General features: G+C 61.8%; 26 protein-coding genes. 16 read left to right on the forward strand and 10 right to left on the reverse strand.

Annotated features, from left to right (window positions below; translation table 11 throughout):
• Nucleotides 1-54 precede the first annotated feature (54 nt).
• From AC0L2U_RS19745 to phoB, 6 genes are all read left to right on the forward strand, one after another.
• On the forward strand, nucleotides 55-1,083 hold the full coding sequence (locus AC0L2U_RS19745; protein ID WP_127271977.1) for a PstS family phosphate ABC transporter substrate-binding protein: 1,029 nt from the start codon (nucleotides 55-57) through the stop codon (nucleotides 1,081-1,083).
• Between the two features lie 96 nt (nucleotides 1,084-1,179).
• Nucleotides 1,180-2,646: a phosphate ABC transporter permease subunit PstC gene (gene pstC, locus AC0L2U_RS19750; RefSeq protein ID WP_127271979.1), complete on the forward strand. Its 1,467-nt coding sequence runs from the start codon at nucleotides 1,180-1,182 to the stop codon at nucleotides 2,644-2,646.
• On the forward strand, nucleotides 2,643-3,959 hold the full coding sequence (gene pstA / locus AC0L2U_RS19755) for a phosphate ABC transporter permease PstA (protein WP_352581995.1): 1,317 nt from the start codon (nucleotides 2,643-2,645) through the stop codon (nucleotides 3,957-3,959). Before pstC ends, pstA begins: the two co-directional genes overlap by 4 nt.
• Before the next feature lie 17 nt (nucleotides 3,960-3,976).
• Entirely contained in the window at nucleotides 3,977-4,801 is an 825-nt protein-coding gene (gene pstB, locus AC0L2U_RS19760) for a phosphate ABC transporter ATP-binding protein PstB (protein ID WP_127267721.1), read from the forward strand.
• A 26-nt stretch (nucleotides 4,802-4,827) separates the two neighbouring features.
• Nucleotides 4,828-5,535, forward strand: a complete 708-nt coding sequence (gene phoU / locus AC0L2U_RS19765) for a phosphate signaling complex protein PhoU (protein ID WP_127267720.1) — start codon at nucleotides 4,828-4,830, stop codon at nucleotides 5,533-5,535.
• Nucleotides 5,536-5,551: 16 nt separating this feature from the next.
• Nucleotides 5,552-6,241, forward strand: a complete 690-nt coding sequence (gene phoB / locus AC0L2U_RS19770) for a phosphate regulon transcriptional regulator PhoB (RefSeq protein ID WP_010911896.1) — start codon at nucleotides 5,552-5,554, stop codon at nucleotides 6,239-6,241.
• A 16-nt stretch (nucleotides 6,242-6,257) separates the two neighbouring features.
• Here the strand turns inward: phoB and AC0L2U_RS19775 are convergent, their stop codons facing one another.
• Nucleotides 6,258-7,505: an ROK family protein gene (locus AC0L2U_RS19775; RefSeq protein WP_473602506.1), complete on the reverse strand. Its 1,248-nt coding sequence runs from the start codon at nucleotides 7,503-7,505 to the stop codon at nucleotides 6,258-6,260.
• A gap of 270 nt (nucleotides 7,506-7,775) precedes the next feature.
• Here AC0L2U_RS19775 and xylF point away from each other — a divergent pair, with 270 nt between their 5' ends.
• From xylF to AC0L2U_RS19795, 4 genes are all read left to right on the forward strand, one after another.
• Nucleotides 7,776-8,816 carry a D-xylose ABC transporter substrate-binding protein gene (xylF, locus tag AC0L2U_RS19780; RefSeq protein ID WP_013529274.1) on the forward strand — a complete coding sequence of 347 codons (1,041 nt, stop codon included), beginning with the start codon at nucleotides 7,776-7,778 and terminating at the stop codon, nucleotides 8,814-8,816.
• A 142-nt stretch (nucleotides 8,817-8,958) separates the two neighbouring features.
• On the forward strand, nucleotides 8,959-10,311 hold the full coding sequence (locus tag AC0L2U_RS19785; protein WP_127267718.1) for a sugar ABC transporter permease: 1,353 nt from the start codon (nucleotides 8,959-8,961) through the stop codon (nucleotides 10,309-10,311).
• An 11-nt stretch (nucleotides 10,312-10,322) separates the two neighbouring features.
• The gene (locus tag AC0L2U_RS19790) at nucleotides 10,323-11,123 is read left to right on the forward strand and encodes an ATP-binding cassette domain-containing protein (protein ID WP_127267717.1); all 801 of its coding nucleotides are present in this window, start codon (nucleotides 10,323-10,325) and stop codon (nucleotides 11,121-11,123) included.
• Nucleotides 11,124-11,250: 127 nt separating this feature from the next.
• Nucleotides 11,251-12,879 carry a CHASE domain-containing protein gene (locus AC0L2U_RS19795; RefSeq protein WP_127809090.1) on the forward strand — a complete coding sequence of 543 codons (1,629 nt, stop codon included), beginning with the start codon at nucleotides 11,251-11,253 and terminating at the stop codon, nucleotides 12,877-12,879.
• Nucleotides 12,880-12,974: 95 nt separating this feature from the next.
• Here the strand turns inward: AC0L2U_RS19795 and AC0L2U_RS19800 are convergent, their stop codons facing one another.
• The 6 genes from AC0L2U_RS19800 to AC0L2U_RS19825 form a co-directional block, all read right to left on the reverse strand.
• Nucleotides 12,975-13,220, reverse strand: a complete 246-nt coding sequence (locus AC0L2U_RS19800; RefSeq protein WP_023810994.1) for a YMGG-like glycine zipper-containing protein — start codon at nucleotides 13,218-13,220, stop codon at nucleotides 12,975-12,977.
• Between the two features lie 83 nt (nucleotides 13,221-13,303).
• Complete coding sequence (locus AC0L2U_RS19805; protein ID WP_127267715.1) at nucleotides 13,304-13,630, reverse strand: hypothetical protein; 327 nt, start codon at nucleotides 13,628-13,630, stop codon at nucleotides 13,304-13,306.
• 119 nt (nucleotides 13,631-13,749) lie between these two features.
• Nucleotides 13,750-14,064: a hypothetical protein gene (locus AC0L2U_RS19810; RefSeq protein WP_473602507.1), complete on the reverse strand. Its 315-nt coding sequence runs from the start codon at nucleotides 14,062-14,064 to the stop codon at nucleotides 13,750-13,752.
• Nucleotides 14,061-15,092: a sensor histidine kinase gene (locus AC0L2U_RS19815; RefSeq protein ID WP_164748875.1), complete on the reverse strand. Its 1,032-nt coding sequence runs from the start codon at nucleotides 15,090-15,092 to the stop codon at nucleotides 14,061-14,063. Before AC0L2U_RS19815 ends, AC0L2U_RS19810 begins: the two co-directional genes overlap by 4 nt.
• Before the next feature lie 178 nt (nucleotides 15,093-15,270).
• Nucleotides 15,271-15,438: a DUF1328 domain-containing protein gene (locus AC0L2U_RS19820; protein ID WP_013529282.1), complete on the reverse strand. Its 168-nt coding sequence runs from the start codon at nucleotides 15,436-15,438 to the stop codon at nucleotides 15,271-15,273.
• A gap of 268 nt (nucleotides 15,439-15,706) precedes the next feature.
• The gene (locus AC0L2U_RS19825; protein WP_023810997.1) at nucleotides 15,707-16,501 is read right to left on the reverse strand and encodes a response regulator; all 795 of its coding nucleotides are present in this window, start codon (nucleotides 16,499-16,501) and stop codon (nucleotides 15,707-15,709) included.
• 216 nt (nucleotides 16,502-16,717) lie between these two features.
• Here AC0L2U_RS19825 and AC0L2U_RS19830 point away from each other — a divergent pair, with 216 nt between their 5' ends.
• Together AC0L2U_RS19830 and AC0L2U_RS19835 are read left to right on the forward strand one after the other, a co-directional pair.
• The gene (locus AC0L2U_RS19830; protein ID WP_023810998.1) at nucleotides 16,718-16,921 is read left to right on the forward strand and encodes a NepR family anti-sigma factor; all 204 of its coding nucleotides are present in this window, start codon (nucleotides 16,718-16,720) and stop codon (nucleotides 16,919-16,921) included.
• A gap of 3 nt (nucleotides 16,922-16,924) precedes the next feature.
• Nucleotides 16,925-17,476 carry an RNA polymerase sigma factor gene (locus tag AC0L2U_RS19835; protein WP_013529285.1) on the forward strand — a complete coding sequence of 184 codons (552 nt, stop codon included), beginning with the start codon at nucleotides 16,925-16,927 and terminating at the stop codon, nucleotides 17,474-17,476.
• Between the two features lie 13 nt (nucleotides 17,477-17,489).
• Here the strand turns inward: AC0L2U_RS19835 and AC0L2U_RS19840 are convergent, their stop codons facing one another.
• Nucleotides 17,490-17,801, reverse strand: coding sequence for a response regulator (locus tag AC0L2U_RS19840; protein WP_164748877.1), 312 nt, complete (start codon nucleotides 17,799-17,801; stop codon nucleotides 17,490-17,492).
• A 208-nt stretch (nucleotides 17,802-18,009) separates the two neighbouring features.
• Between AC0L2U_RS19840 and AC0L2U_RS19845 the strand changes: the two genes are divergently transcribed.
• The 3 genes from AC0L2U_RS19845 to AC0L2U_RS19855 all read left to right on the forward strand — a co-directional run bounded on the left by AC0L2U_RS19845 (nucleotide 18,010) and on the right by AC0L2U_RS19855 (nucleotide 19,696).
• Entirely contained in the window at nucleotides 18,010-18,771 is a 762-nt protein-coding gene (locus AC0L2U_RS19845) for a Crp/Fnr family transcriptional regulator (RefSeq protein ID WP_127269632.1), read from the forward strand.
• 128 nt (nucleotides 18,772-18,899) lie between these two features.
• Nucleotides 18,900-19,226, forward strand: coding sequence for an ElaB/YgaM/YqjD family protein (locus AC0L2U_RS19850; protein WP_023811001.1), 327 nt, complete (start codon nucleotides 18,900-18,902; stop codon nucleotides 19,224-19,226).
• An 11-nt stretch (nucleotides 19,227-19,237) separates the two neighbouring features.
• The gene (locus AC0L2U_RS19855) at nucleotides 19,238-19,696 is read left to right on the forward strand and encodes a hypothetical protein (RefSeq protein ID WP_473602508.1); all 459 of its coding nucleotides are present in this window, start codon (nucleotides 19,238-19,240) and stop codon (nucleotides 19,694-19,696) included.
• A gap of 15 nt (nucleotides 19,697-19,711) precedes the next feature.
• On the opposite strand, the gene AC0L2U_RS19860 is transcribed toward AC0L2U_RS19855, so the two are convergent.
• On the reverse strand, nucleotides 19,712-21,223 hold the full coding sequence (locus AC0L2U_RS19860; protein ID WP_473602539.1) for a sensor histidine kinase: 1,512 nt from the start codon (nucleotides 21,221-21,223) through the stop codon (nucleotides 19,712-19,714).
• Nucleotides 21,224-21,393: 170 nt separating this feature from the next.
• Between AC0L2U_RS19860 and AC0L2U_RS19865 the strand changes: the two genes are divergently transcribed.
• The gene (locus AC0L2U_RS19865; RefSeq protein WP_127330379.1) at nucleotides 21,394-21,594 is read left to right on the forward strand and encodes a hypothetical protein; all 201 of its coding nucleotides are present in this window, start codon (nucleotides 21,394-21,396) and stop codon (nucleotides 21,592-21,594) included.
• A gap of 29 nt (nucleotides 21,595-21,623) precedes the next feature.
• Here the strand turns inward: AC0L2U_RS19865 and AC0L2U_RS19870 are convergent, their stop codons facing one another.
• Nucleotides 21,624-22,544, reverse strand: a complete 921-nt coding sequence (locus tag AC0L2U_RS19870; RefSeq protein WP_128288241.1) for a diacylglycerol/lipid kinase family protein — start codon at nucleotides 22,542-22,544, stop codon at nucleotides 21,624-21,626.
• Between the last annotated feature and the right edge of the window lie 96 nt (nucleotides 22,545-22,640).

Here is a 22,640-nt window from a genome sequence, read left to right on the forward strand (position 1 = left end):
CGGGCGCCGACTGACGAGCGCCGAGAGACCATCTTCCGAACAGGAGCAGGCCACATGAAGAAATTCCTCTATACGGCGTCGGCCGCTGCGCTTGCGCTCGCCGCGACGTCCGGCTTCGCCGCCGCGCGCGACCAGATCCAGGTCGCCGGATCATCGACCGTGTTACCTTATGCCAAGATCGTCGCCGAGCAGTTCGGCGAAACATTCACCAACTTCAAGACCCCGGTCGTCGAATCCGGCGGCAGCGGCGCGGGCATCAAGGAATTCTGCAAGGGCGTCGGCGAAGACACCATCGACATCGCCAATTCGTCGCGTCCGATCAAGGCGGACGAACTCAAGTCCTGCGCCGACGCCGGCGTGAAGGAAGTCCAGGAAGTCCGGATCGGCTATGACGGCATCGTCTTCGCCACCGACATCAAGGGCCCGGATTGGGCGCTGGTTCCCGCCGACATCTACAAGGCGCTCGCGGCCAAGCTGGTCGTCGACGGCAAGCTCGTCGACAATCCGAACACCAAGTGGAGCCAGGTCAATCCGAAGCTGCCCGACTGGGACATCGCCGCCTATATTCCGGGCGAAAAGCATGGCACGCGCGAAGTGTTCGAGACCAAGCTTCTCGATGCCGGCTGTGACAAGGCTGCTCTCAAGGCCGCCGGCATTGCCGATGACAAGGAAATCGGCAAAACCTGCATCGCCATCCGCAAGGACGGCAAGGCCGTGGACATCGATGGCGACTATACCGAGACGCTCGCCCGCATCGACTCCAACAAGACCGGCGTCGGCGTGTTTGGCCTCGCCTTCTATGAGAACAATGCCGACAAGCTGAAGGTCGCCACCGTGGAAGACGTCGTGCCTTCGACCGAGACGATCGCCAGCGGCAAGTATCCCGTCTCGCGCCCGCTGTTCTTCTACGTCAAGAAGGCGCATCTGGGCGTCGTTCCCGGCCTCAAGGAATATGTCGAGTTCTTCCTTGACGACCAGATGGTTGGCCCGGAAAGCCCGCTCGCCGAATACGGCCTCGTTGCTGCTCCGGATGCCGAGCGTCAGGCCCAGCGTGACGCTTTCGCCGCCGGAAAGTCGATGTAATCAGCTGCCGAACCGGGGTGCGGGCCAAATCCCGCGCCCCGGTTTCATCGCAGGCCGCAATGGCGGCTGCGTAAGAATTTCTCTTGGGGTGGGTCCATGTCGTCCTTGCTCGTACTGGCCATCGTCGTTGCCGTCGGCCTGGTTGCCTTTTTCATCGGTCGGCAACGTGCCGCGGCCCAGGACAATGGCAAGGTCAAGCCGCATTCGCGCGCCCACTATCATGGCTGGTGGGCCTTCCTGCTCGCCGTTCTGCCTGCTCTTTTGCTGCTTGCCGTCTGGACCGTCGGGTCTTCCGTCTATCTTGACCGACACATTCACACTGCCTTGCCCGAGCGCACCGTCGACAGCAAGGTTGCCAGTGAGGCACTGGATGTCAGCCTCGTAAAGAGCCTCGCCAGGGGCCTGCGCAAACTCGATGCAGGCACACTGGCCGCAATGCCTGCCAGCTTTGCCGAGCTGCAGCCGCTGCTCGCCGCCAAGGGTGTGGCACTGGCGAGCGACACGCAGGATTACATGATCCCGATCGCCGTCGAGGCGAACAAGGTCCAGGACCGGCTCGGCCTGTTCGGCGCCATTGTCATTCTCGTTTCCTCGATCGCCGGCGCCTTCTATGCGCTCAGGCAGATCGAGCCGCGCGCCAGGGCACGCAACAATGTCGAGAGGCTGATGCTGTGGGGGCTGCTTGCCGCCTCCACCATCGCCATCCTGACCACCATCGGCATCGTGCTTTCGATGCTGTTCCAGACGATCACCTTTTTCGAAAGCGTCTCGCCGATGAGTTTCTTCTTCGGCACCGTCTGGGATCCGCGTTTTGCCGCTGCCGGTTCGGGCGGCAGCCAGGGTCAGTTCGGCCTGATCCCGCTTCTTGCGGGCACGCTCTACATCGCCGCCGTCGCGCTGCTGGTTGCGGTGCCGGTCGGGCTGATGTCGGCTGTCTACATGGCCGAATACGCAACGCCCAAGGTGCGCTCGGTGGTCAAGCCGGCGCTTGAACTTCTGGCCGGCATACCGACCATCGTCTACGGCATCTTCGCCGTCGTCACGCTTGGGCCATTCCTGCGCGACCTGTCCGCGGCGCTGACCGGCGGTTCGCCCTTCATCCAGGGCCAGAGCATCTTCACCGCCGGCCTGGTGATGGGCGTCATGCTGATCCCGGTCGTGTCCTCTCTCTCGGACGACATCATAACCGCGGTGCCGCGCGCCATGCGCGACGGGTCGCTTGGCCTCGGCGCGACCCGCTCCGAGACGATCAAGCGGGTGATCCTGCCGGCTGCACTGCCCGGCATCGTCGGCGCCATCCTGCTGACCGCCTCGCGCGCCATCGGCGAAACGATGATTGTCGTGCTGGCGGCGGGCGTCGCCGCCAACCTCACCATCAACCCGTTCGAGGCGATGACGACCATCACCGTCAAGATCGTCAACCAGCTCACCGGCGACCTCGAGTTCAATTCGCCGCAGACGCTGGTCGCCTTCGCGCTCGGCCTGACGCTGTTCGCGCTGACGTTGGTGATGAACATCGTCGCGCTCTACATCGTGCGCAAATATCGGGAGCAGTACGAATGACCGACATTTCCATGGATACGATGGTCAGGGCGGCGGCCCATCCGCGCCGCGACATCGGCCTGAAGGCCCGTTACGCCGCCGAACGCCGTTTCCGCATCTATGGCGTCGTGGCGATTTCCGTAGGCCTGGCGTTCCTGGCAATCATGCTGATCACCATCGTCTCGAAAGGCTACACCGCCTTCTGGCAGACGACGGTATCACTGCCGATCTCGTTCGACGAGAAAGTGATCGATCCTTCCGGCAAGCGTGCAACCGATCCGAGCGTTCTGATCAAGGCAAATTATCCCAAGCTCGCCGAAAACGCGCTTGTGGCCAAGCTCGGCATCTCTCCTGATGACAAGCCGATGATCCAGAAGCTCAAGGGCTTCCTGTCGGAAGGCGCCCGCGTCCAGTTGCGCGACATCGTTGCCGCCGATCCGTCCGTGATCGGCACGACACGCAACGTCAACATCCTCGCCGCCGCCAATCTCGACTCGGCTTTCAAGGGCCAGATCGACCTCAGTGTCGAGGAAGCGCGACGCAAGGTCTCGGACCAGCAGATCACCTGGATGAACAAGCTCAAGACCGAGGGCGCGATGGCCGAGCACTTCAACAGCGGCCTGTTCACCTACGGCGCCTCCAGCCGCCCGGAAACCTCGGGCATGGGCGTGGCGATCATCGGCTCGTTTTATATGATGGTAATCGTGTTGCTCCTGGCGCTGCCGATCGGCGTCGCCGCCTCCATCTATCTGGAGGAGTTTGCCAAGAAGAACCGTTTCACCGACCTTATCGAGGTCAACATCAACAATCTGGCAGCGGTGCCGTCAATCGTCTTCGGCTTGCTCGGCCTCGCGGTGTTCATCAATTTCCTGGGCATGCCGCGTTCCGCCGCTTTCGTCGGCGGCCTGGTGCTGACACTGATGACGCTGCCGACGATCATCATCGCGACGCGCGCCGCACTTGCCGCGGTGCCGCCGTCGATTCGCTCGGCGGCTCTCGGTCTTGGCGCCTCCAAGATGCAGATGGTGTTCCAGCACATCCTGCCGCTTGCCGCACCCGGCATCCTCACCGGCACCATCATCGGTCTAGCGCGTGCGCTCGGCGAAACCGCGCCGCTGCTCTTGATCGGCATGGTAGCCTTCGTCGCCGATCCACCGACGACGCCTTTCGATCCGGCCACCGCGCTGCCGGTGCAGATCTATATGTGGGCGAACGAGGCCGAACGCGCCTTCGTCGAGCGCATGTCGGGCGCGATCATCATCCTCCTCGTTTTCCTCATGGCCATGAACATCACCGCGATCGTGCTTCGGCGTCGGTTCGAGCGGCGCTGGTAGAAAAAAGGCATTTTGGTATGAACATCATGACCGAACAGTCGCTTGAAAACGCAGTGGGCGATAAGATGAACGCCAAGTCGAACGAAGTGATCAAAATGCGCGGCGACAAGGTCGGCGTGTTCTATGGCGAGAAGCAGGCGCTGTTCGATGTCAATCTCGACGTCCGCCTGAATCAGGTGACGGCGCTGATCGGGCCCTCCGGCTGCGGCAAGTCGACCTTCCTGCGTTGCCTCAACCGCATGAACGACACCATCGATTCCGCGCGGGTAACCGGCAAGATAACGCTCGACGAAGAAGACATCTACGACAAGAACATCGATGTCGTCGAACTCAGGGCGCGCGTCGGCATGGTGTTTCAGAAACCCAATCCGTTCCCCAAGTCGATCTACGAGAACGTCGCCTATGGCCCGCGCATCCACGGATTGGCCAAGCGCAAGGCCGACATGGATCAGATCGTCGAGTCGAGCCTGAAGAAGGCGGCAATCTGGAACGAGGTGAAGGACCGTTTGCAGGAACCTGGCACGGGTCTTTCCGGTGGCCAGCAGCAGCGTCTGTGCATTGCACGCGCCATCGCCGTGTCGCCCGAGGTGATCCTGATGGACGAACCGTGTTCGGCGCTCGACCCGATCGCGACTGCTCGCGTCGAGGAACTGATCGACGAACTGCGCCAGAACTATACGATCGTCATCGTCACCCATTCGATGCAGCAGGCAGCGCGCGTGTCGCAGCGCACCGCGATGTTCCATCTAGGCTATCTGGTCGAGGAGGGCGCCACCGACAAGATGTTCACCACCCCCGACGACAAACGCACCCAGGACTACATCACCGGCCGGTTCGGCTGAACTCGGGCATATGAGGGACGAAGATCATGGGTGAACATACCGTTGCATCTTTCGATGAAGATCTGGAGCAGATCAGCCAGCTGATCCGCGACATGGGCGATCTCGCCCGCTCGATGGTCAGTGGCTCGACCAAGGCTTTGCTCAATTCGGACAATGCGCTGGCGCAGCGCGTGGTTTCCGACGATGCCATCATGGATGCCCGCCAGCGCGAGCTGGACGATCGCGCCATCACGCTGATCGCCAAGCGCCAGCCAATGGCCAACGATCTGCGTGCGGTGGTCGGTTCGATCCGCATGGCCGGCGACCTCGAGCGCATCGGCGACCTTGCCAAGAACATCGCCAAGCGCGTCGGCACTGTCGGGCTGAGCGTCACGCCGCACGATCTTTCGCATTCGATCGACGCGATGGCGCAGCTGGTGCTGATCCAGGTGCAGGGGGTCGTCGACGAGTATGCCGCCGCTGACGCGGCTGCGCTTGCCACGCTCAGAAACAATGATGAACGCATCGACGTCAAATACACCTCGGTATTCCGCGAGCTGCTGACCTACATGATGGAAGATCCCCGCAACATCACGGCGTGCACGCACCTGTTGTTTTGCGCCAAGAACCTCGAGCGGATCGGCGACCACGTGACCAACATCGCCGAAAATGCCTACTATGTTTTGACCGGCACGCAGCTGCCAGCCAATCGTCCGAAGCAGGACGAGACGGCAATGTCCGCGCCAGCGGCATAACAGGGGTGACCAGCCGATGATCGCACCACGCATCATGGTGGTGGAGGATGAGGAGCCGCTAGGCGTGCTGCTCCGCTACAATCTTGAATCCGAAGGTTACCAGGTCGAGGTGGTGACGCGCGGCGACGAGGCCGAAATCCGGCTGCAGGAGAACGTTCCCGATCTTCTGGTGCTCGACTGGATGGTGCCTGCGGTTTCGGGCATCGAACTCTGCCGGCGCCTGCGAATGCGTCCCGAGACCGAGCGGCTGCCGATCATCATGCTGACCGCGCGAGGCGAGGAAAGCGACCGCGTGCGCGGCCTGTCGACCGGCGCCGACGACTATCTGGTCAAGCCCTTCTCGACGCCGGAGTTCATGGCCAGGGTCAAGGCGCTGCTGCGCCGGGCCAAGCCGGAAGTGCTGTCCAGCGTGCTAAAGGTCGGCGATATCGTGCTCGATCGCGAGTCGCACCGTGTCTATCGCAAGAAGAGCGAGATCCGGCTTGGGCCGACGGAATTCCGCCTGCTCGAATTCATGATGCGCCATCCAGGCCGCGTGTTCTCGCGCAGCCAGCTGCTCGACAATGTCTGGGGCGAGACGATCTACATCGACGAGCGCACGGTCGACGTGCATGTCGGCCGGCTGCGCAAGGCGGTCAACAATGGCCGTATGCCTGATGTCATCCGCACGATCCGTGGGGCCGGATACGCCATCCGAGAGGACTGAACTCCCTCGTTTGAACTCACGCCACGTTCTTGCCGCCGAAACCGGATCTCGCCTGCACGCCCGGCGCAAAAATCTCCTGATCGACGAAGATCAGCGCCCGCATGGCGCAGCCCTCGCGGATCAGCGGCAGTTCGTTCGGCTCGGTGTCGAAGGAAATCGATTTGGAATGCTGGCCGCCGGCGGTCTGGGCAATCGCTTGCCGCAATGCCGGCTCGATCAGGTCGAAGGCGGCGGCGCTGACACCGACCATGGCGACCGGCGCCGGATCGATCAGCGCGAACAGGCTGCCGAGGCCGTAGCCGAGCGCTTCGCCGGCCTTGCGATAGGCTTCCCGTTCGGGTCCGTCACCTTCGCGGGCCGCGGCAGCCAGGGCGCGCATGTCGGCGTCGCTGACATCGGCAACGGGTTCTGCATCCTCGCCCATCTGCCTGGCGTTGCGCCATATGGCGTAATTGCCCGCATAGGCTTCGACGCAGCCGCGCCGTCCGCAGCGACATAGCGCGCCGTTCGGCCGATGGATCATGTGGCCGAATTCGCCGCCCGAAGAATGGGTGCCGGTGAACAATTCGCCCTTCAGCACCAGTCCCATGCCGATGCCGTGCGACAAAAGGATAGCGATGAAATCGTCGCGGTAACGATCGGGGTCGCGCCAGCGCAGCGCCACCGCCATCATGTTGCAGTCGTTCTCCATTATGGCAGGGATGCCGAACTCGTCTTCGAATATGTCAGCGAAGGCGATGTCGGTGTGCGGCGTGATCGGCGACCACAGCATGGCGCGGGCACGGGTGTCGGTGATGCCCTGGATGGCCAGCGCGATGCGGGCGATGCTGCGCACGTCCAGATCGGGATCTGCCAGGCGGCGCCGCACGATGGCCGTGCATTCCCCGATCAGCGACTCGCGCGACATCGTCAGCGTGTCCAGCCGGCGCTGTTCCTCGGATATTACCTGGCCGGCATAGTCGATGACGGCGACGGAGAGGAAGTTCAGCGACAGCACCACGGTCATTACCGCGGCCGCTTCCGGATTGAGACTGAGGCCGACCTGCGGCCGGCCGCGTTTGAGCGAGCCGGCCTCGCTCGGCTTGCTTTCGGTCAGGATGCCTTCGACGATCAGGTCGGATGAAATCGCCGAGATGGTCGAATGGCTGAGGCTTGTGGTCGCGGCGATCTCGGTTCGCGACGGCCGTCCGGCGCGGCGCACTGCCGCGATCACCATGGCGCGGTTGCGGCGGCGCAGATCGTCGTGGCGGATTCCGACCGACATGTTCTTTCATATCCTCCCGGTCGCCGCGGTTCCTCCTGCCCCTGGAACGCTGTCGGTGACGCCGGTAAATACTGGCAGAAGCTGCAGGCCGTGTCATTTATTTATTCCGAGACTCGAAAAAAACTCGAAATGACATCAAAATCCATCAGAATCGATGTTGACAGCGTTCGGGCGTTGGCCCAGTATTTTTTCGAGGCTCGAAAAAATAGAGCCTCTGTGCCGGCCCTCGGGTCAGTTTGGTCGCGCCATACGCGGCGCAGGGAGGATAATATGAAAAGATTCACGGCCGCCATCCTGGCGGGTGCCGCCATGTCGCTGACGCTCGCGTCTGTCGCGCAGGCGAAGGACAAGGTTGTCGGCGTTTCGTGGTCCAACTTCCAGGAAGAACGCTGGAAGACCGACGAAGCCGCCATGAAGACGGCGATCGAGGCCGCCGGCGACAAGTACATCTCCGCCGATGCGCAGTCCAATCCCGGCAAGCAGCTTACCGATGTCGAAAGCCTGATCTCGCAGGGCGCTAATTCCCTGATCATCCTGGCGCAGGACGCTTCGGCCATCGGCCCGGCCGTGCAGAAGGCGCTGGACGAAGGCATTCCGGTCGTCGGCTATGACCGGCTGATCGAGAACAAGGACGTCTTCTATCTGACCTTCGACAACAAGGAAGTCGGCCGCATGCAGGCCCGCGAAGTGTTCAAGGTCAAGCCGGAAGGCAACTACGTCTTCATCAAGGGCTCCGGTGCCGATCCCAATGCCGACTTCCTGTTCTCGGGCTCGATGGAAGTGCTCAAGGAAGCCATCGACAGCGGCAAGATCAAGAATGTCGGCGAAGCCTACACGGATGGCTGGCTGCCCGCCAACGCCCAGAAGAACATGGAACAGTTCCTGACCGCCAACGACAACAAGGTCGACGCGGTGGTCGCGGCCAATGACGGCACTGCCGGTGGCGTCGTCGCGGCGCTGACGGCTCAAGGCTTGGCCGGCACCGTGCCGGTCTCGGGTCAGGACGGCGACCACGCCGCGCTGAACCGCATCGCCCTCGGCACGCAGACCGTGTCGGTGTGGAAGGACGCGCGCGAACTGGGCAAGAACGCTGCAGAGATCGCTTCGCAGCTCGCCGACGGCAAGAAGACGAGCGACATCGCCGGCGCCAAGGACTTCACGACGCCAGGCGGGAACACCGTCAAGTCGCTGTTCCTGACCCCGGTTGCCATCACCAAGGACAATCTCAACGTCGTCATCGACGCCGGATGGATCAAGAAGGACGAAGTCTGCGCGGGTGTCGCCGCCGGCACCGTGGCGGCCTGTAACTGATCCGTACCACTTTGAAATATCTGAACGCCGCGGCCCAAAAGCCGCGGCGTTTTCTCAAAGAATTCTGTTTCCGCATCATGCGGATAGCTTCTAGGCTGGGCTCCGGCATGCGCGCCAGACGGCCAGCCGGTGGGAGGAAACCATGACCGATACGACGTCAAACCCGCAGACCGATACGGCGCGCGCGTCGGAACTCGGCGCCGTCGCCCGGTTCCTGAAGGCGACCGAGATCGACACCCGCATGCTCGGCATGATCGGCGCGCTGCTGGTCATCTGGATTGGGCTGCATGTCATTTCCAGCCTGCGCCTTGGCGTCAACCCGCTCGATTTCGACAGCCGCACCTTTCTCACGCCGCGCAATCTGTGGAACCTGTCGGTGCAGACATCCGCGGTTGCCATCATGGCCTGCGGCATGGTGCTGGTCATCGTCATGCGCAACATCGACCTGTCGGTCGGTTCCGCCGAGGGCCTGATCGGCATGGTGATGGGATTTGCCCAGGTGCATTTCCTGGTGCGCTTTGTCGGGCTCGAACTCGGCAACCCGTGGATCTGGGTCCTGGCACTGGTCATCGGCCTGGCGCTCGGCCTGTTGATCGGCGCTTTTCAAGGCTTCGTCATCGCCTATCTCGAAGTGCCCGCCTTTATCGTGACGCTGGGCGGCTTGCTGGTCTGGCGCGGTGCCGCCTGGTGGGTCACTTCAGGCCAGACCGTGGCGCCGCTTAACGCCACTTTTCAGCTGATGGGCGGTGGGCCGGCGGGATCGATCGGCGCGACCTGGAGCTGGGTCGTTGGGATCGTCGCCTGCCTCGCCGTGGTGTTTGGGCTGTTCAACGGGCGGGTGCAGCGCAAGCGTTTCCGGTTTCCGCTACGTCCGATCTGGGCCGAGGCGCTGCTTGGAGTCGTCACCTGCGGCGCCATCATGGGTGCGGTCTGGCTCGCCAACTCCTACCCCTGGCCGATCGGCATCGTGAACAGATATGCGGCCGCCAACAACATCACCGTTCCCGAAGGCGGCCTGTTCATCGCCCACGGTATCGCCATACCGGTGCTGATGGCTGTCGCCGTCGGGCTGGTCATGACCTTCATCACCAACCGCACCCGTTTCGGCCGCTATGTGTTCGCCATCGGCGGCAATCCCGAGGCGGCTAATCTCGCCGGCATCAACACGCGATGGATCACCATGAAGGTGTTCATGATCATGGGCGTGCTGGCCACGATTGCCGCGGCGATCTCCTCGGCCCGGCAGAATTCGGCCACCAACGTGCTTGGAACGCTCGACGAACTGCTCGTCATTGCAGCCGCCGTGATCGGCGGCACGTCGCTTGCCGGCGGATCGGGAACGATCATCGGCGCCATGCTGGGCGCGCTGCTGATGCAGTCGCTGCAGTCCGGCATGGTGCTGCTCGGCGTCGACTCGCCGCTGCAGAGCATCGTCGTCGGGGCCGTACTGGTCATCGCCGTGTGGCTCGACACCGTCTATCGCAAGCGCGTCTAGGAGGGCATGCCATGAATGACAAGACTGCTCCTGCAGCCACCGCGCTGATCGACATGAGGAACATCTCGATCGCGTTTGGCGGCATCCGCGCCGTCGACGACGCCTCGATCGATCTTTTCCCCGGCGAGGTCGTGGCGCTGCTCGGCCACAATGGCGCCGGCAAGTCGACATTGATCAAGATCCTGTCCGGCGCCTACAAGCGCGATTCGGGCCAGATCTTCGTCAACGGCGAGGAGGCATCGATCTCCAATCCACGCGACGCCAAGAAATACGGCATCGAGACGATCTACCAGACGCTGGCGTTGGCCGACAATGTCGACGCCGCCGCCAATCTGTTCCTCGGCCGCGAGCTGATGACCGCCTGGGGCACGCTCGACGACGTTGCCATGGAGGCCGAGGCGCGCAAGGTGATGGGTCGGCTCAATCCCCGCTTCCAGCGCTTCAAGGAGCCGGTGATCAAGCTGTCGGGTGGCCAGCGGCAATCGGTGGCGATCGCGCGTGCGATCCTGTTCAACGCCCGCATCCTGATCATGGACGAGCCGACGGCGGCGCTTGGTCCGCAGGAAACGGCGCAGGTCGGCGAACTGGTCAAGCAGCTCAAGTCCGATGGCATCGGCATCTTCCTGATCAGCCACGACATCCACGATGTGTTCGAGCTTGCCGACCGGGTCTGCGTCATGAAGAACGGCCAGGTCGTTGGCACCGCCCGCACCACCGATGTCACGCAGGACGAGGTGCTGGGGATGATCATTCTTGGCAAATGCCCGCCGGGCGCCATTCCAGGACCGGGCGCGCTGAAGATCGCGGCCTGAGATCAAGCCAGCTCGCGGTTGCCGGACACGTGATATGCCAGCCGTAAGGATGGCTTGGCCTTGGCATTGTGTTGGCACGGCGACTTGCCCATAAAGGTCCGATATCGCTCAGGGACCGCACGATCCGTTGAAGAAGCTTTTCCCGATCATCGCCTTTATCGCCGTCGCACTAATCAGCATGGTGATGGCAGGTTTCGCCTATTTCGCCACACAGGAAGCCGCGCGCATCAAGTTCGAGGCGACTGCCGACGACGCGCTCAACCGGATCGAGAGCCGCATCGACCTGCATCTGTCGCTGCTGCGCTCGACGCAGGCCCTGTTCGACGCCCGCAATGGCGATATTTCTCGCAATGAGTTCAAGGCGTTCTTCAACGCGCTCGATGTCGACAAGAATTTCGCCGGCTTGCGCGGCATCGGTTTCCTCAGGCTGGCAAAGACGGGCGACGAGGCGACGGTCGAACGCGATATGCTGCACGATTATGGCGTCAGTCATCCAATCTACCCGGATACCACGCAACCCTGGCGTACCCCTATCGTGCTGTTCGAACCGCTGGATCCATCCAACCAAGCCGCCATCGGCTACGACATGTTCAGCGAACCGATGCGGCGTGTGGCGATCGAAAAGGCGATGTCCGACGACCAGCAGCACGCCAGCGGGTTGGTGCAGCTGGGCCAGGACACGGGCGCCTCGCAGACGTTCACCGGCTTCTTCGTTTTCGTGCGGCTCAATGTCGAAACCGCTCCCGACGTCATCAATGCTTCGATATCCTCGACATCAGGTTTTCTCTATGCGGCCTTCCGGGCTCGCGATCTATTCCAGACCGCGCTCAGCCGGTCGCCGCTACTGCCGGTCAACACCGAAATCTATGACGGCGATGGTGCCGTGAGCGGCGACAATCTGCTGTTCCGGTCGGAGACGCCGCCAGCTTCGACTTTCGGCGACAGGCTGCTGGTCACCCGAAAGATCATCGTCGCCGGACGGCCATGGACTGTCCTGTTCCGGCCGACAAGCGCCTTCTCGCAGCCGTCGTCGCGCGCCATTCCGGTGATGTTGGGGCTATTCGGCCTGCTGTTGGCGGGCGCCATCGCGCTGGTGGCGCGATATCAGGAGCGGGCCTATGAGGCGGCGTCGCGGTTGCACGAAACCACGGAAAAGAGCCTGATCGAAAAAGACCTGATGCTGCAGGAGATGAAGCATCGCATCAAGAATTCGATCACCAGGGTGCTGGCGATCGCGCGCCAGACGGCATCGCGGGCTACCGACGTCAACGAGTTTTCCGCATCTTTCTCGGCCAGGCTGCAGGCGATGGCAGCGTCCCAGGACATGCTGACGCGCTCTCGCTGGCAGAAGGCCGATCTTGGCGATCTCTTGCGCATCGAACTCGGCCAGGTGTTCGGCAAGGAGTTGCCCGAGGGGCTGCTGTCAGGGCCGCAAGTGCTGCTTGACGAAACCACGACGCAAGCGCTCGGCCTGACCTTCCACGAACTGGCGACGAATGCGCTGAAATACGGCGAAGCCGGCAATTCCGTGGGGGCACTGAAAGTGGATTGGTCTCTGGAAGGGCGTGGGCGCGACAGGACGCTGGCCCTCAACTGGCGCGAAAACGGGCAGAAGAAACTCGAAGCTCCCGCCGAAACCGGCTTCGGCACCAAGCTGATCGATCTCAACGTGACGCGCGAATTACGCGGTACGATCAAGCGCGACTACCAGGCCAATGGGCTGAACGTGGAAATCAAAATTCCACTCGCCAATTGAGCGCGACCTTCTCCCGAAAAGGATCAAGCGCCGGACATGAAAAATCCGAAGGCCAGCGGACCAGCCTCCGGATCGACGTTTCGATTATCGCCGAATTAGTTGCAGCGAGCCGTGTAGATCCGGCCGCGATGATCGCGATATTGGCAATAGCCGTTGCGCAGATTGCGCACCAGCAGGCCGGAACCGGCGCCAACGGCCGCGCCGATCAGCGCGCCCTTGCCGCCGCCGACCAAGCCGCCGACACCGGCGCCGATCAAGCCGCCGCCAACCACGTCCTGTTCGGTCGAGGTGCAGCCGCTGACGGCAACCACCGCAACCAGGGCAATAATCATCTTCCGCATAGAGTCACTCCTCACTTTTTGTCCTCACTTGGTAAAGCTCCAGCTGCCATTTAGCATGAAATGACGGCCTTTGCTGCTGCAATCTATTGTTGGTGAAGATAGTCTTTTTCTGGGCCTGCCGCGTTCGACGCCATTACCAGGCTGGAAATTGCCAAAGAAGCGTCAAGCGTACCATCGGCGCGCACGTTCCAGACGATCTGATCATAGTCGTCTTCAAGCACCGGATCGACGGCAAGACATTTGGCGACGATGTGATCAGCCTGCCCTTGCACGTCGCCCAAGACGAATGGGCGCTCGGCCACACATTGCTCGGCGGTCGCGAAAATGCTGACGGGCACCTGGAGTTCACGGCAGTCGGCCATCGTGTTCGAGCAACCGATGACCAGCAGCAATGCAGCGATATGTTCCATGGCGGGAAAGTCCTCTCGCCATAGTAACGGTCTACATCAGCCAAAGTTCCTGGCTCGCTGGGCGGGCAGTAACTAAGACGGCGACAATTGATTCTGTCGCCGGCCGAAACGAGCTGGCCTCAATAGACCAGCTGGTACAGGGCGACCACCATGATCACCGCCACCAAGGCCAACGCAACAAGGCGCAAGGCTCCGTTGGGGACAGGGGCCAGCGGTGGCGCGGATGACTCGGAGTCCTCAAACTCGCCCATGGAAATCCGGGCGGCCTGCTCCAGTCTGTTCATATCGGCAACCGTCAAGGCATTCCCTCCCGCACCATGCTGCAAATCCTGCTGCGGAAATGTTCGGTGATGCAACAGGTTCCAGCGGTATCTGGGAAAAACAGCATCTGCTTTTATGGTGAACAGCTGGTTAAGAAAGCTCGGGTCGCTCAATCCGTCTCGAAATTGCCGTGTGGAACGACAAGGCGGTACTCGAGACGGCCAGCCGCGATTTCGAGCGTCGCCGTTCCGTTCAGTGACGCCGGCACGACCCGTTCGAGTGCGACGCTGCCGAAGCGCTTCTCGCTACGCCTGACATCACTGGCTCCGATTGCCTCGGCCCATGTCAACGACAGGGAGGTTCCCGTGTCGGCGGCGGTCAGGTTGGCTGTAACATTGACGAATCCATCGGGCCGCGACAGGGCGCCATAGCTCACCGAATTGACGGCGAGTTCATGCATCGCAAGGCCGATATGCAGGGCAGCGTTGGGATTGAGATAGGGGTTGGCCCCCTGAAACCTCAGGCTGCGAACCGGATCGCCGCCGTAGCGGCCCACCTGGCCCGATACGAGTTCGCGAAGTGCGGCGCCCCGCCAGTTGGAAGAGGTCACGAGATCCTGGGACGAAGCCAGCGATTGCAGCCGGCCGCGAAAACGTGTCAGGAAATCGCCGATGCTGTCGGAGTAGCGACCGGTCTGGGTGGCTATGCTCTGGATGATCGCCAGCAGGTTTTTCGAGCGATGGCTCACCTCCCGCAACAGCGTCGTCAGGGTCTGCTCACGGCGCTTCTGCTCGGTCGTCTCGACCATCGTGGTGACGACGCCTTGCACCGTGCCGCCGTCGCCGTGGTCGGCATCGATCCAGACCTCAAACCAGCGGCTGCCATCCTCGACGGGAACGCTGATCTCGAGACGTTGGGGGTTGCCGGATGCAATGACGTCGCGCTTGGCCGCGCCGATGCGGTCGGCCTGCGCCTCCGGCAGAATACCGATGCTGTCGGCGGTGTCCGAAACCCAGGGCGCACGCATGTTGCGCGCCCATACGGTTTTCATCTCGCGATCCTGGTAGAGAACGGAAATGCCGGCATTGTGCAACGCGTGAAGAAGGGCGCGGCCGAGCTGCATGCCGCTTTCGGCAGGATGGAGGGCGATGACTTCATCGCTTTGCACGTCGTCCTTCCTGTTTCCGGTCCTGGAACCCATCGGCCAAACTGTCCACCCAATTCAGGCTGAACGGCTCACCGGTGAATGGGTTCCAAAGAGGTTTCCCGAACCCGCCGCCAAAAAACGGTCCGCCGGACGGCGTCCTTTGAAGGACACCGCCCGGCGGTGGCTGGAAACCGTTTGAGGGGTGCGGCTTCCAGTGTTCGGCCGTCCGTCTTTACGAAGCCCTTTTGAACAGGCCCGCAAGAAGCGAAATGACCAGGAAAGCTAGGAAGATGAAAAACAATATCTGCGCTATGCCGGCAGATGTACCGGCGATGCCGCCGAAACCAAGCGCGCCGGCGATGATCGCAACGACGAGAAATACGAGCGCCCAGTAAAGCATGATGCATCTCCTTCGAATGATGCGATAAAAACGTGGGTGGTTGCGGTTTGTTCCCACCCTTTGCCGAAAAAGACCGAGCTTGCAAATCGTTCGGCAGCCGGACGCGCAGGAAATTCGCCCTCACCGCCCGATGCGTGGATCAGGCGGCCCGAAGTGAAGAATTGAAGAATTGAGGAATTGATGAATTGACGATCTTGATGATCTGGAGAAATCGGCGAGCGAGGCTATCGCCTTCAATTCCTCAATTCCTCCACTCTTCAATTCGCGACTATGCGGCTGCTTTCGCCTGCCGGTCAAAAAACAGTGCCTGGCTGATCAGCGCCTTGACCATGTCGGGATTGAACGGCTTGGTGACCAGGAAGGCCGGTTCCGGTCGCTCGCCAGTCAACAGGCGCTCGGGGAAGGCGGTGATGAAGATGACCGGCACCGACGTCGATGACAGGATCTCGTTCACGGCCTCGATGCCGGAACTGCCGTCGGCAAGCTGGATGTCGGCCAGCACCATCTTCGGCCGTGTCTTGCCGAACATCATCACTGCCTCGGCATGGGTGCGCGCCGTTCCAACGACCCGGTGCCCGAGGCTCTCGACCATTTCTTCGATATCCATGGCGATCAGCGGTTCATCCTCGATGATCAGAACGTCGGTTGCCACCTGGCGGGATATCTCGTTGCTCGCCTGGGCAAGCAGCTCTGAAAACTCCTGGTCGCCGACGTCGAGGATCTCAGCCGCTTCGTCCTCACTAAAGCCTTCGACAGCCACGAGCAGGAACGCCTGACGGGGCCGTGGTGCAATTGCATTCAGATTGGCGGCGGTGCGCTGTTCCCACGCCGATTGCGCCTGCTCCTGTGGGACGCGGATGGCGACCGATGTGAACAGCTTGGCGAAAACCTTGTACAACGCGATGCGGTCGCTCGATGCTTCGGGAAATATCTCGATATCGGCGATGATGGCTTCGAGCATCGCGGCTACCAGCGCATCTCCACTCTCTTGCGACCCGGAAACAGCCCGCGAGAAGCGGCGCAGGAAGGGCAGATGTGGTGCGATGGTGGCGGATAAGCTCATGGTAAGACGTCTCCCTCAGAATGACGTGATTGCGTAGCAGGTCAAGCTGACTGCAAGCCCCAACAATAACGCGGATTTTTTGAAAAAGTTCCGCCTCGACGGAACAAATGCCGGGGAGGGGCGTTTGGGGTCGGGATGGGCAACCAGACGAGGGCGCCGCTTGCGTTGTGTTGAGTATGATAAGAGCGGTTTGAGCGCTGGGAATACAAGGGCAAAATGAAGGATATGACGAAAGATATTCTGGCTGGCGCCGAAAGCAGGCGCCGGAACGGTTCTGGTGACGCTCTTGGGCCGAACTCCGAAATCGGACGCAAACTCAAACAATATTACGACGCGCTGGTCTCCGACGATGTGCCGGATCGCTTTTCCCAGTTGCTTAGCCAGCTGGAACAGGCTGAACCCGCACAGAAGAAGGACTGAGGCATGGCCGCGGTCTCACAAGGCTTCAAGACTGATCTGCTTGGGGCAATCCCAAGTCTGCGCGCGTTCGCCGTGTCGCTGACGCAAAATGCCGATAAAGCCGACGACCTCGTCCAGGAAACCCTCGTCAAGGCTTGGGACAAGCATGAGAGCTTCCAGCCCGGCACCAATCTCAAGGCGTGGCTTTTCACCATCCTGCGCAACGAGTTCTATTCTCAGATGCGCAAGCGCGGGCGCGAAGTGCAGGACAGCGACGGTATCATGACGGCCAGGCTTGCCGTTCATCCGGCGCAGCACGGCCAGCTCGACCTGAAGGATTTTCGCGGCGCCCTGGAGCAATTGCCGGAGGACCAACGCGAAGCCATCATCCTCATCGGCGCATCTGGTTTCTCCTACGAGGAGGCCGCCGAGATCTGCGGTTGCGCGGTGGGAACGATCAAGAGCCGCGTCAGCCGAGCCCGTACGCGCTTGCAGGAGATCCTGAAAATATCAGGCGAGGACGAGTATGGTCCGGACGCAATTTCGGCCCAGGTAACGAGCTCGCCGGCGAGCTGACCGCGATCGTGTCTCAAGCGCGTCCGCAGGCCGCGGCGACCGCTTGCACGAGGTCTTCACCCGAATAGGGTTTGCCAACCAGCCTGACGCCCGGAAACGATGCCTTGATTTCATCGACATCCGAATAGCCCGACGCAAACACGAAAGGTATGCCTGCCGCGCGCAGCCCGGAGGCGAAATCGATGGTTGAGGCGCCGCCCAGCATCAAGTCGACAATGGCTGCATCGAATCGCGTGGCGACCTCGCGGCCATCGACCTCGGTCAGGTCACGGGCGATCACCACCTCATCGGCGCCATGGTCGCGGCAAAGCTGCTCGACGTCCATGGCGATCAGAAATTCGTCCTCCAGGACCAGAATCCGCAATCCGTCAAGCAATGTGGGCACAGGCAAAGACTCCTTGAAACGCCGGAGTCATGATCGCTAATTCGCTTGCTGTCATTTAAAAAAGACATGTGGCCCAGCAGGCGGAACCTCAATCCTTGCAACGCGTTGAAACGCGCTCTCCAAGAGCGGCTTTCGAAGGGGGGTCGAAATGTCGGTTCAGAACAATAGCGCTTTCTCCAGCCGCCAATATCCTTGCGAGAACTGCCCATTGCGGCCGTTGCCGATTTTTCGCGATTTCGAAAAACAGGAACTGGCCTTCATCAGCAAATTCAAGAAGGGCGAACTCGCAGTCGAAAAGGGTGGCACGGTGCTGGTGGAGGGAAGCCATAGCGCCCATCTCTACACCGTGCTCTCCGGCTGGGCGTTTCGCTACAAGCTGTTGCTGGACGGCCGCCGCCAGATCCTCAACTATCTCATGCCCGGTGATCTGATTGGCTTGCAAGGCAGTGTGATGGGCGAGATGCAGCATTCCGTGGAGGCACTGTCGCCGATGCTGCTGTGTGTTTTCGAGCGCGAATATCTGCATGAGCTGTACCGCAATCATCCCGGGCTGGCCTATGACATCACCTGGATCGCATCGCGTGAAGAGCGGATGCTGGACGAGAATCTGCTCAGCCTCGGGCGCCGCAGTGCGATCGAGCGCGCTGCCTATCTCATCGCCTTCATCGGCAGCCGCGCCAAGGTTGTCGGACTGAATGGCAACCAATCCGTCCAGATACCGATCACGCAACAGCACATCGCCGATACGCTTGGCCTGTCGCTGGTTCACACCAACAAGACGATCCGCAAGCTGATGGATCGCAAGCTGATCGTCTGGCGCGACGGCGGCTGCGTGGTTTCCGACAATGAAGGGCTCAAGCGGCTCGCCGGCTGGGAAGGGCTGGGTGAAGCGCGCCGGCCATTAATCTGAGGAAGCGTGTTTTGCCGGAGCCGGCGGACCGGGTGCGCGCCGATGCGTTTTAGGCTACTTTGTCCCCGATGCCGGAACCTTGAGACGCGCAGCGCGTTTGAAACCAAGCAATCACAAGGAGTTAAGCCATGGCCACTGCCGCAGGAAAGACCGCAAACGACGCCCGTGCAAATGCGGACCTGGAAGCCGACATCAGGCAGTTGAAGGCCGACATCGACAAGCTCACCAAACAACTGGCCAAGACCGGCGAGCATGGCTATGGCACCGCGCGCCGCGCAGCCACGGAAGGGGTCGAGCAGTTGCGTGCGCAGGGCGAAGCAGCCTTTGACAGCCTGCGCAGCAATGCCAAGGACATCGAAGCGCAGATGATGGCAAGCGTGCGTGAAAAGCCGGTGACGTCACTGGCGATCGCCGCCGGCGTAGGCTTCCTTTTCGCGCTCATCGCGCGTCGCTAATCGCGCTCCAGATGGGAATGTTGGCAACCCTGATCTCGGGCTTCGCCTCTGGGGAAACCGTGGCCGCCATACACCGGGCGCGCACGGCGGCAATCGTCTATGTGATCGCCCTGGCCGCCGCACTTTGCGGTCTCGTTTTTCTTGTCGGGGCCGCCTATATCTGGACGGCGATGCGCTATGGGCAGCTTGCCGCGGCACTGGGGTTCGGCGTCGGTTTCCTGGTGCTTGGCGGACTTATCCTGCTGATCTACCGGATCTCCGCAGGCTCACGCGCCCGGCGCCGGGCGCAGCGCCGCAATGCCGACATGAAGGCGATCGGCATCACCGCCGCACTCGCCGTGCTGCCGAGCCTGCTCAAGGGAAAAGGCGGTCTCGGCGTCATTCTGGGGCCGGCCGTGGCGCTCGCGGCCTACGCCATCTACCGGGAGAATGTGAAATCCGACGATCCGGATGAGAGCGAACGGAGATAGAGCTGTTGGGAGAGGTCACTTTGACAACTCTTCCAGCGGCATCGAGATTTCGGTAAACACGCCCTCCGGCCGGAATTCATGGGTTACTTCGCTGGAAATGACCTTGGCCAGGCTGCGGCGAATGAGGATCGAGCCGAAGCCGTGCCGATCCGGCGGAGCGACTTGCGGGCCGCCGCTTTCGCGCCAGGTCAGCACAAGACGCCGGGCATCCCTCCTGCCTTGCGTCCTCCAGCCGAGATCGACCCTGCCTGACGGCACCGACAGCGAGCCATATTTCAGCGCGTTGCTGGCCAGTTCATGCAGGATCAGGCCAAGCCCGACGGCCTGGTCGGGCGACAGCAGCAGGTCGTCGCCGGAGATCGTCATGCGCGGCTGCTCGACCGTTTCGAAAGGTTTGACCTCGATCTGGACGAGTTCACTGATGCCGATGCCGCGCCACTCGCGGTCCGACAACAGATTGTGGGCGATGCCCAAGGCCTGAAGCCTGGCGCCGAACGCCTCGAGGAACTCGCTTGGCTGGCGGGCATGGCGCACGGTCTGCGTTGCCAGCGCCTGGACGGTCGCCAAAGTGTTCTTGACGCGATGGTTGAGCTCACGCAGCAGCAGCCGTTGGCGTTCGTCGCCGAGCTTACGCTCGGAGATGTCGTAGTTGACGCCGAAGATCAAGGTCGGCTTGCCGTCGCCGTCACGCTCGATGACACGGCCGCGCGTGGCGAGCCAGCGCGGCGGATGAAAGCCCTTCACCCGGTATTCGCCGAAATAGTCGTCGCTGCCGGTCAGGGCGTCGCGAAAGCGGGTTTCGGTCTGGTAGACGTCACGCGGATCGATGGCGGTGAGGATGTCGCGTGCGCGCAGCCGGTTGGAGCGCGGCAGGCTGAACAGCTCCGACATCAATGTGTCGCATTCGATGATATCGGTGCGGATATCCCATGCCCAACTGGCGAGCGACGCCGCATCGAGTGCGATGGCACGTCGTTTTTCCTCGCGAACCAGTGCGGCCTCGGCGATCGCGCCGCTGCGGGTTGCGTCCTTGAGGGTGAACAGGCTGGCAGCAAGGCCGGCGAGCGACTTCAACTGGTTTAGCTCGGCGCGGGATGGAAAACCATGCGGCTCGCGGTCGAGCACGCACAGCGTGCCGATGCGGGCACCTGCCACAACCATCGGCGCGCCGGCATAGAAGCGGACATGGTGCTTTCCGGTGACCAGCGAGTTGGTCTTGAAACGGGGATCCGTCGTTGCATCCACCACCACCATCGGTTCGTCGCCGGCGGCAATCGCATGGGCGCAGAAGGAAACGTCGGTCGCGGTTTCAGCCTCGTCCAGGCCGAAGCAGGATTTGAACCACTGCCGTTCGAGGTCGACGAGTGTGACCAGGGCCATCGGCACCTGCATCACCGCCGCGGCAAGGCTGCTGACGCGGTCGAAATCGGGGTCGGCCGCCGTATCCAGCATCTCCAACCCGTGCAGCACGGCGAGCCGGTCAACATCCTTGACTGCGCGCGCAACTTCGGCCGGCAGCTCGGGCACTGTTTGCGTCTTGCCAGTCACCCCACTTGCCTCGTCCCGGTCTTCGCCGCCGCCTGCTTGCCCTGGTGCAAGGCCAGCGCGCTTTTCCGGAACCATCCTAGCGAGGAACCGTTACCCGACCATGATTTGCCGAGCGCGCCAGTTGGTGCAGAATGAGACAAGGATCGAGCATGGCCAAGATCATTCCCGAAAACAAGGCGCGGCAGGGGCGATGGGGCTGGCATGGATTTCGAATCCTGATCGCCGGATTGCTTCTGGTGTTTGCGGCGTGGGGCATTGCCGAGATTTATGGTGTGTTGATCAAGACGCCAACCAGCGATGAACAGCATGTCCCGACACCCAGCACCACCGAGCAGGCTCCTGCTGGTTAAAGCCGGTTTGTTCGTTGCAACGCATAGCATCAGGCGGCTCTTGATTGGGCCGCGCTCGCCGGCACCAGTACATTCAGCGCGCCAGGCTGGATTTCGATTACCGTTTCACGGTCAAGCCTGACCAATTCGCCGTCCATGACCGCGCGAAATTTGCGGCTGCTCGAGTGGATTTTCAGCACCGTTCTGTTCGTCTGGTGGATTTCGACATGTTCGTTGTCGCGCCATTTGCCGCGCGCCACGTTGAAGAAGAACTTGACCAGTTCGGCGCGCTGCTTCGCCACCGTGACATAGACACCAAGCACGCCGCCCGCCGGATTGTCGGCGTAGGGCAAATGGCCTTCGCCGAACAAATTGTTGGTGATGCCGATGCCGGTGATGCGTGCCGCCATTTCGGCATCACCGATGCTGAGCGTCACATTCATCGCAGGTGGATTGTTGATCGTCGCCCAAGCCGCCTTGGCCGAGGCGCGGATCTTTCCCAACCGCGAACCGAACTCCATCTTCTGGCGCAGTTGCACCATCTTCGCATGCATGCCGATCGAGAACTGATGTATGAAAGGTTGGCCATTGGCTGTCGCCACGTCGACCGCGATGATTTCGCCGTCGGCGAAGGATTTCAGCGCTCCATCGAGTGACTGCGGAATGCCCAACCCCCGTGCGAACAGGTTCATGGTGCCGGCCGGCAATATGGCAAGCGCCTTCTTCGTGCCCATCAGCCGGGCGGCCGCGGCGGAAATGGTCCCGTCGCCGCCACCCGCCAGCACGATGTCGACAGAGCGACGCGAAGCCGCGCTGTCGAGCGTTTCCACCACGTCCTTGCCTGCGACAATTTCGATGCTGAGCGAGTGCCCTGCCGTCTCCAGCGTCTGATGCATCCTGTCGGAGAAGGCGGCGAGGTCGGTGGTGCGCAAAGTGCCGCCATCCCGGTTCAGCACCGCTGCGAATTTCATACCCGCTCCACCATGTCAGCCAAAAAGCGACCGGGACACTCCCAGCCGATGGCTGAAACGCGGCGGCTACGGAAAGGTTCCCTTGACACAGAGGGC

It is taken from the genome of Mesorhizobium sp. WSM4808 (assembly GCF_055811675.1).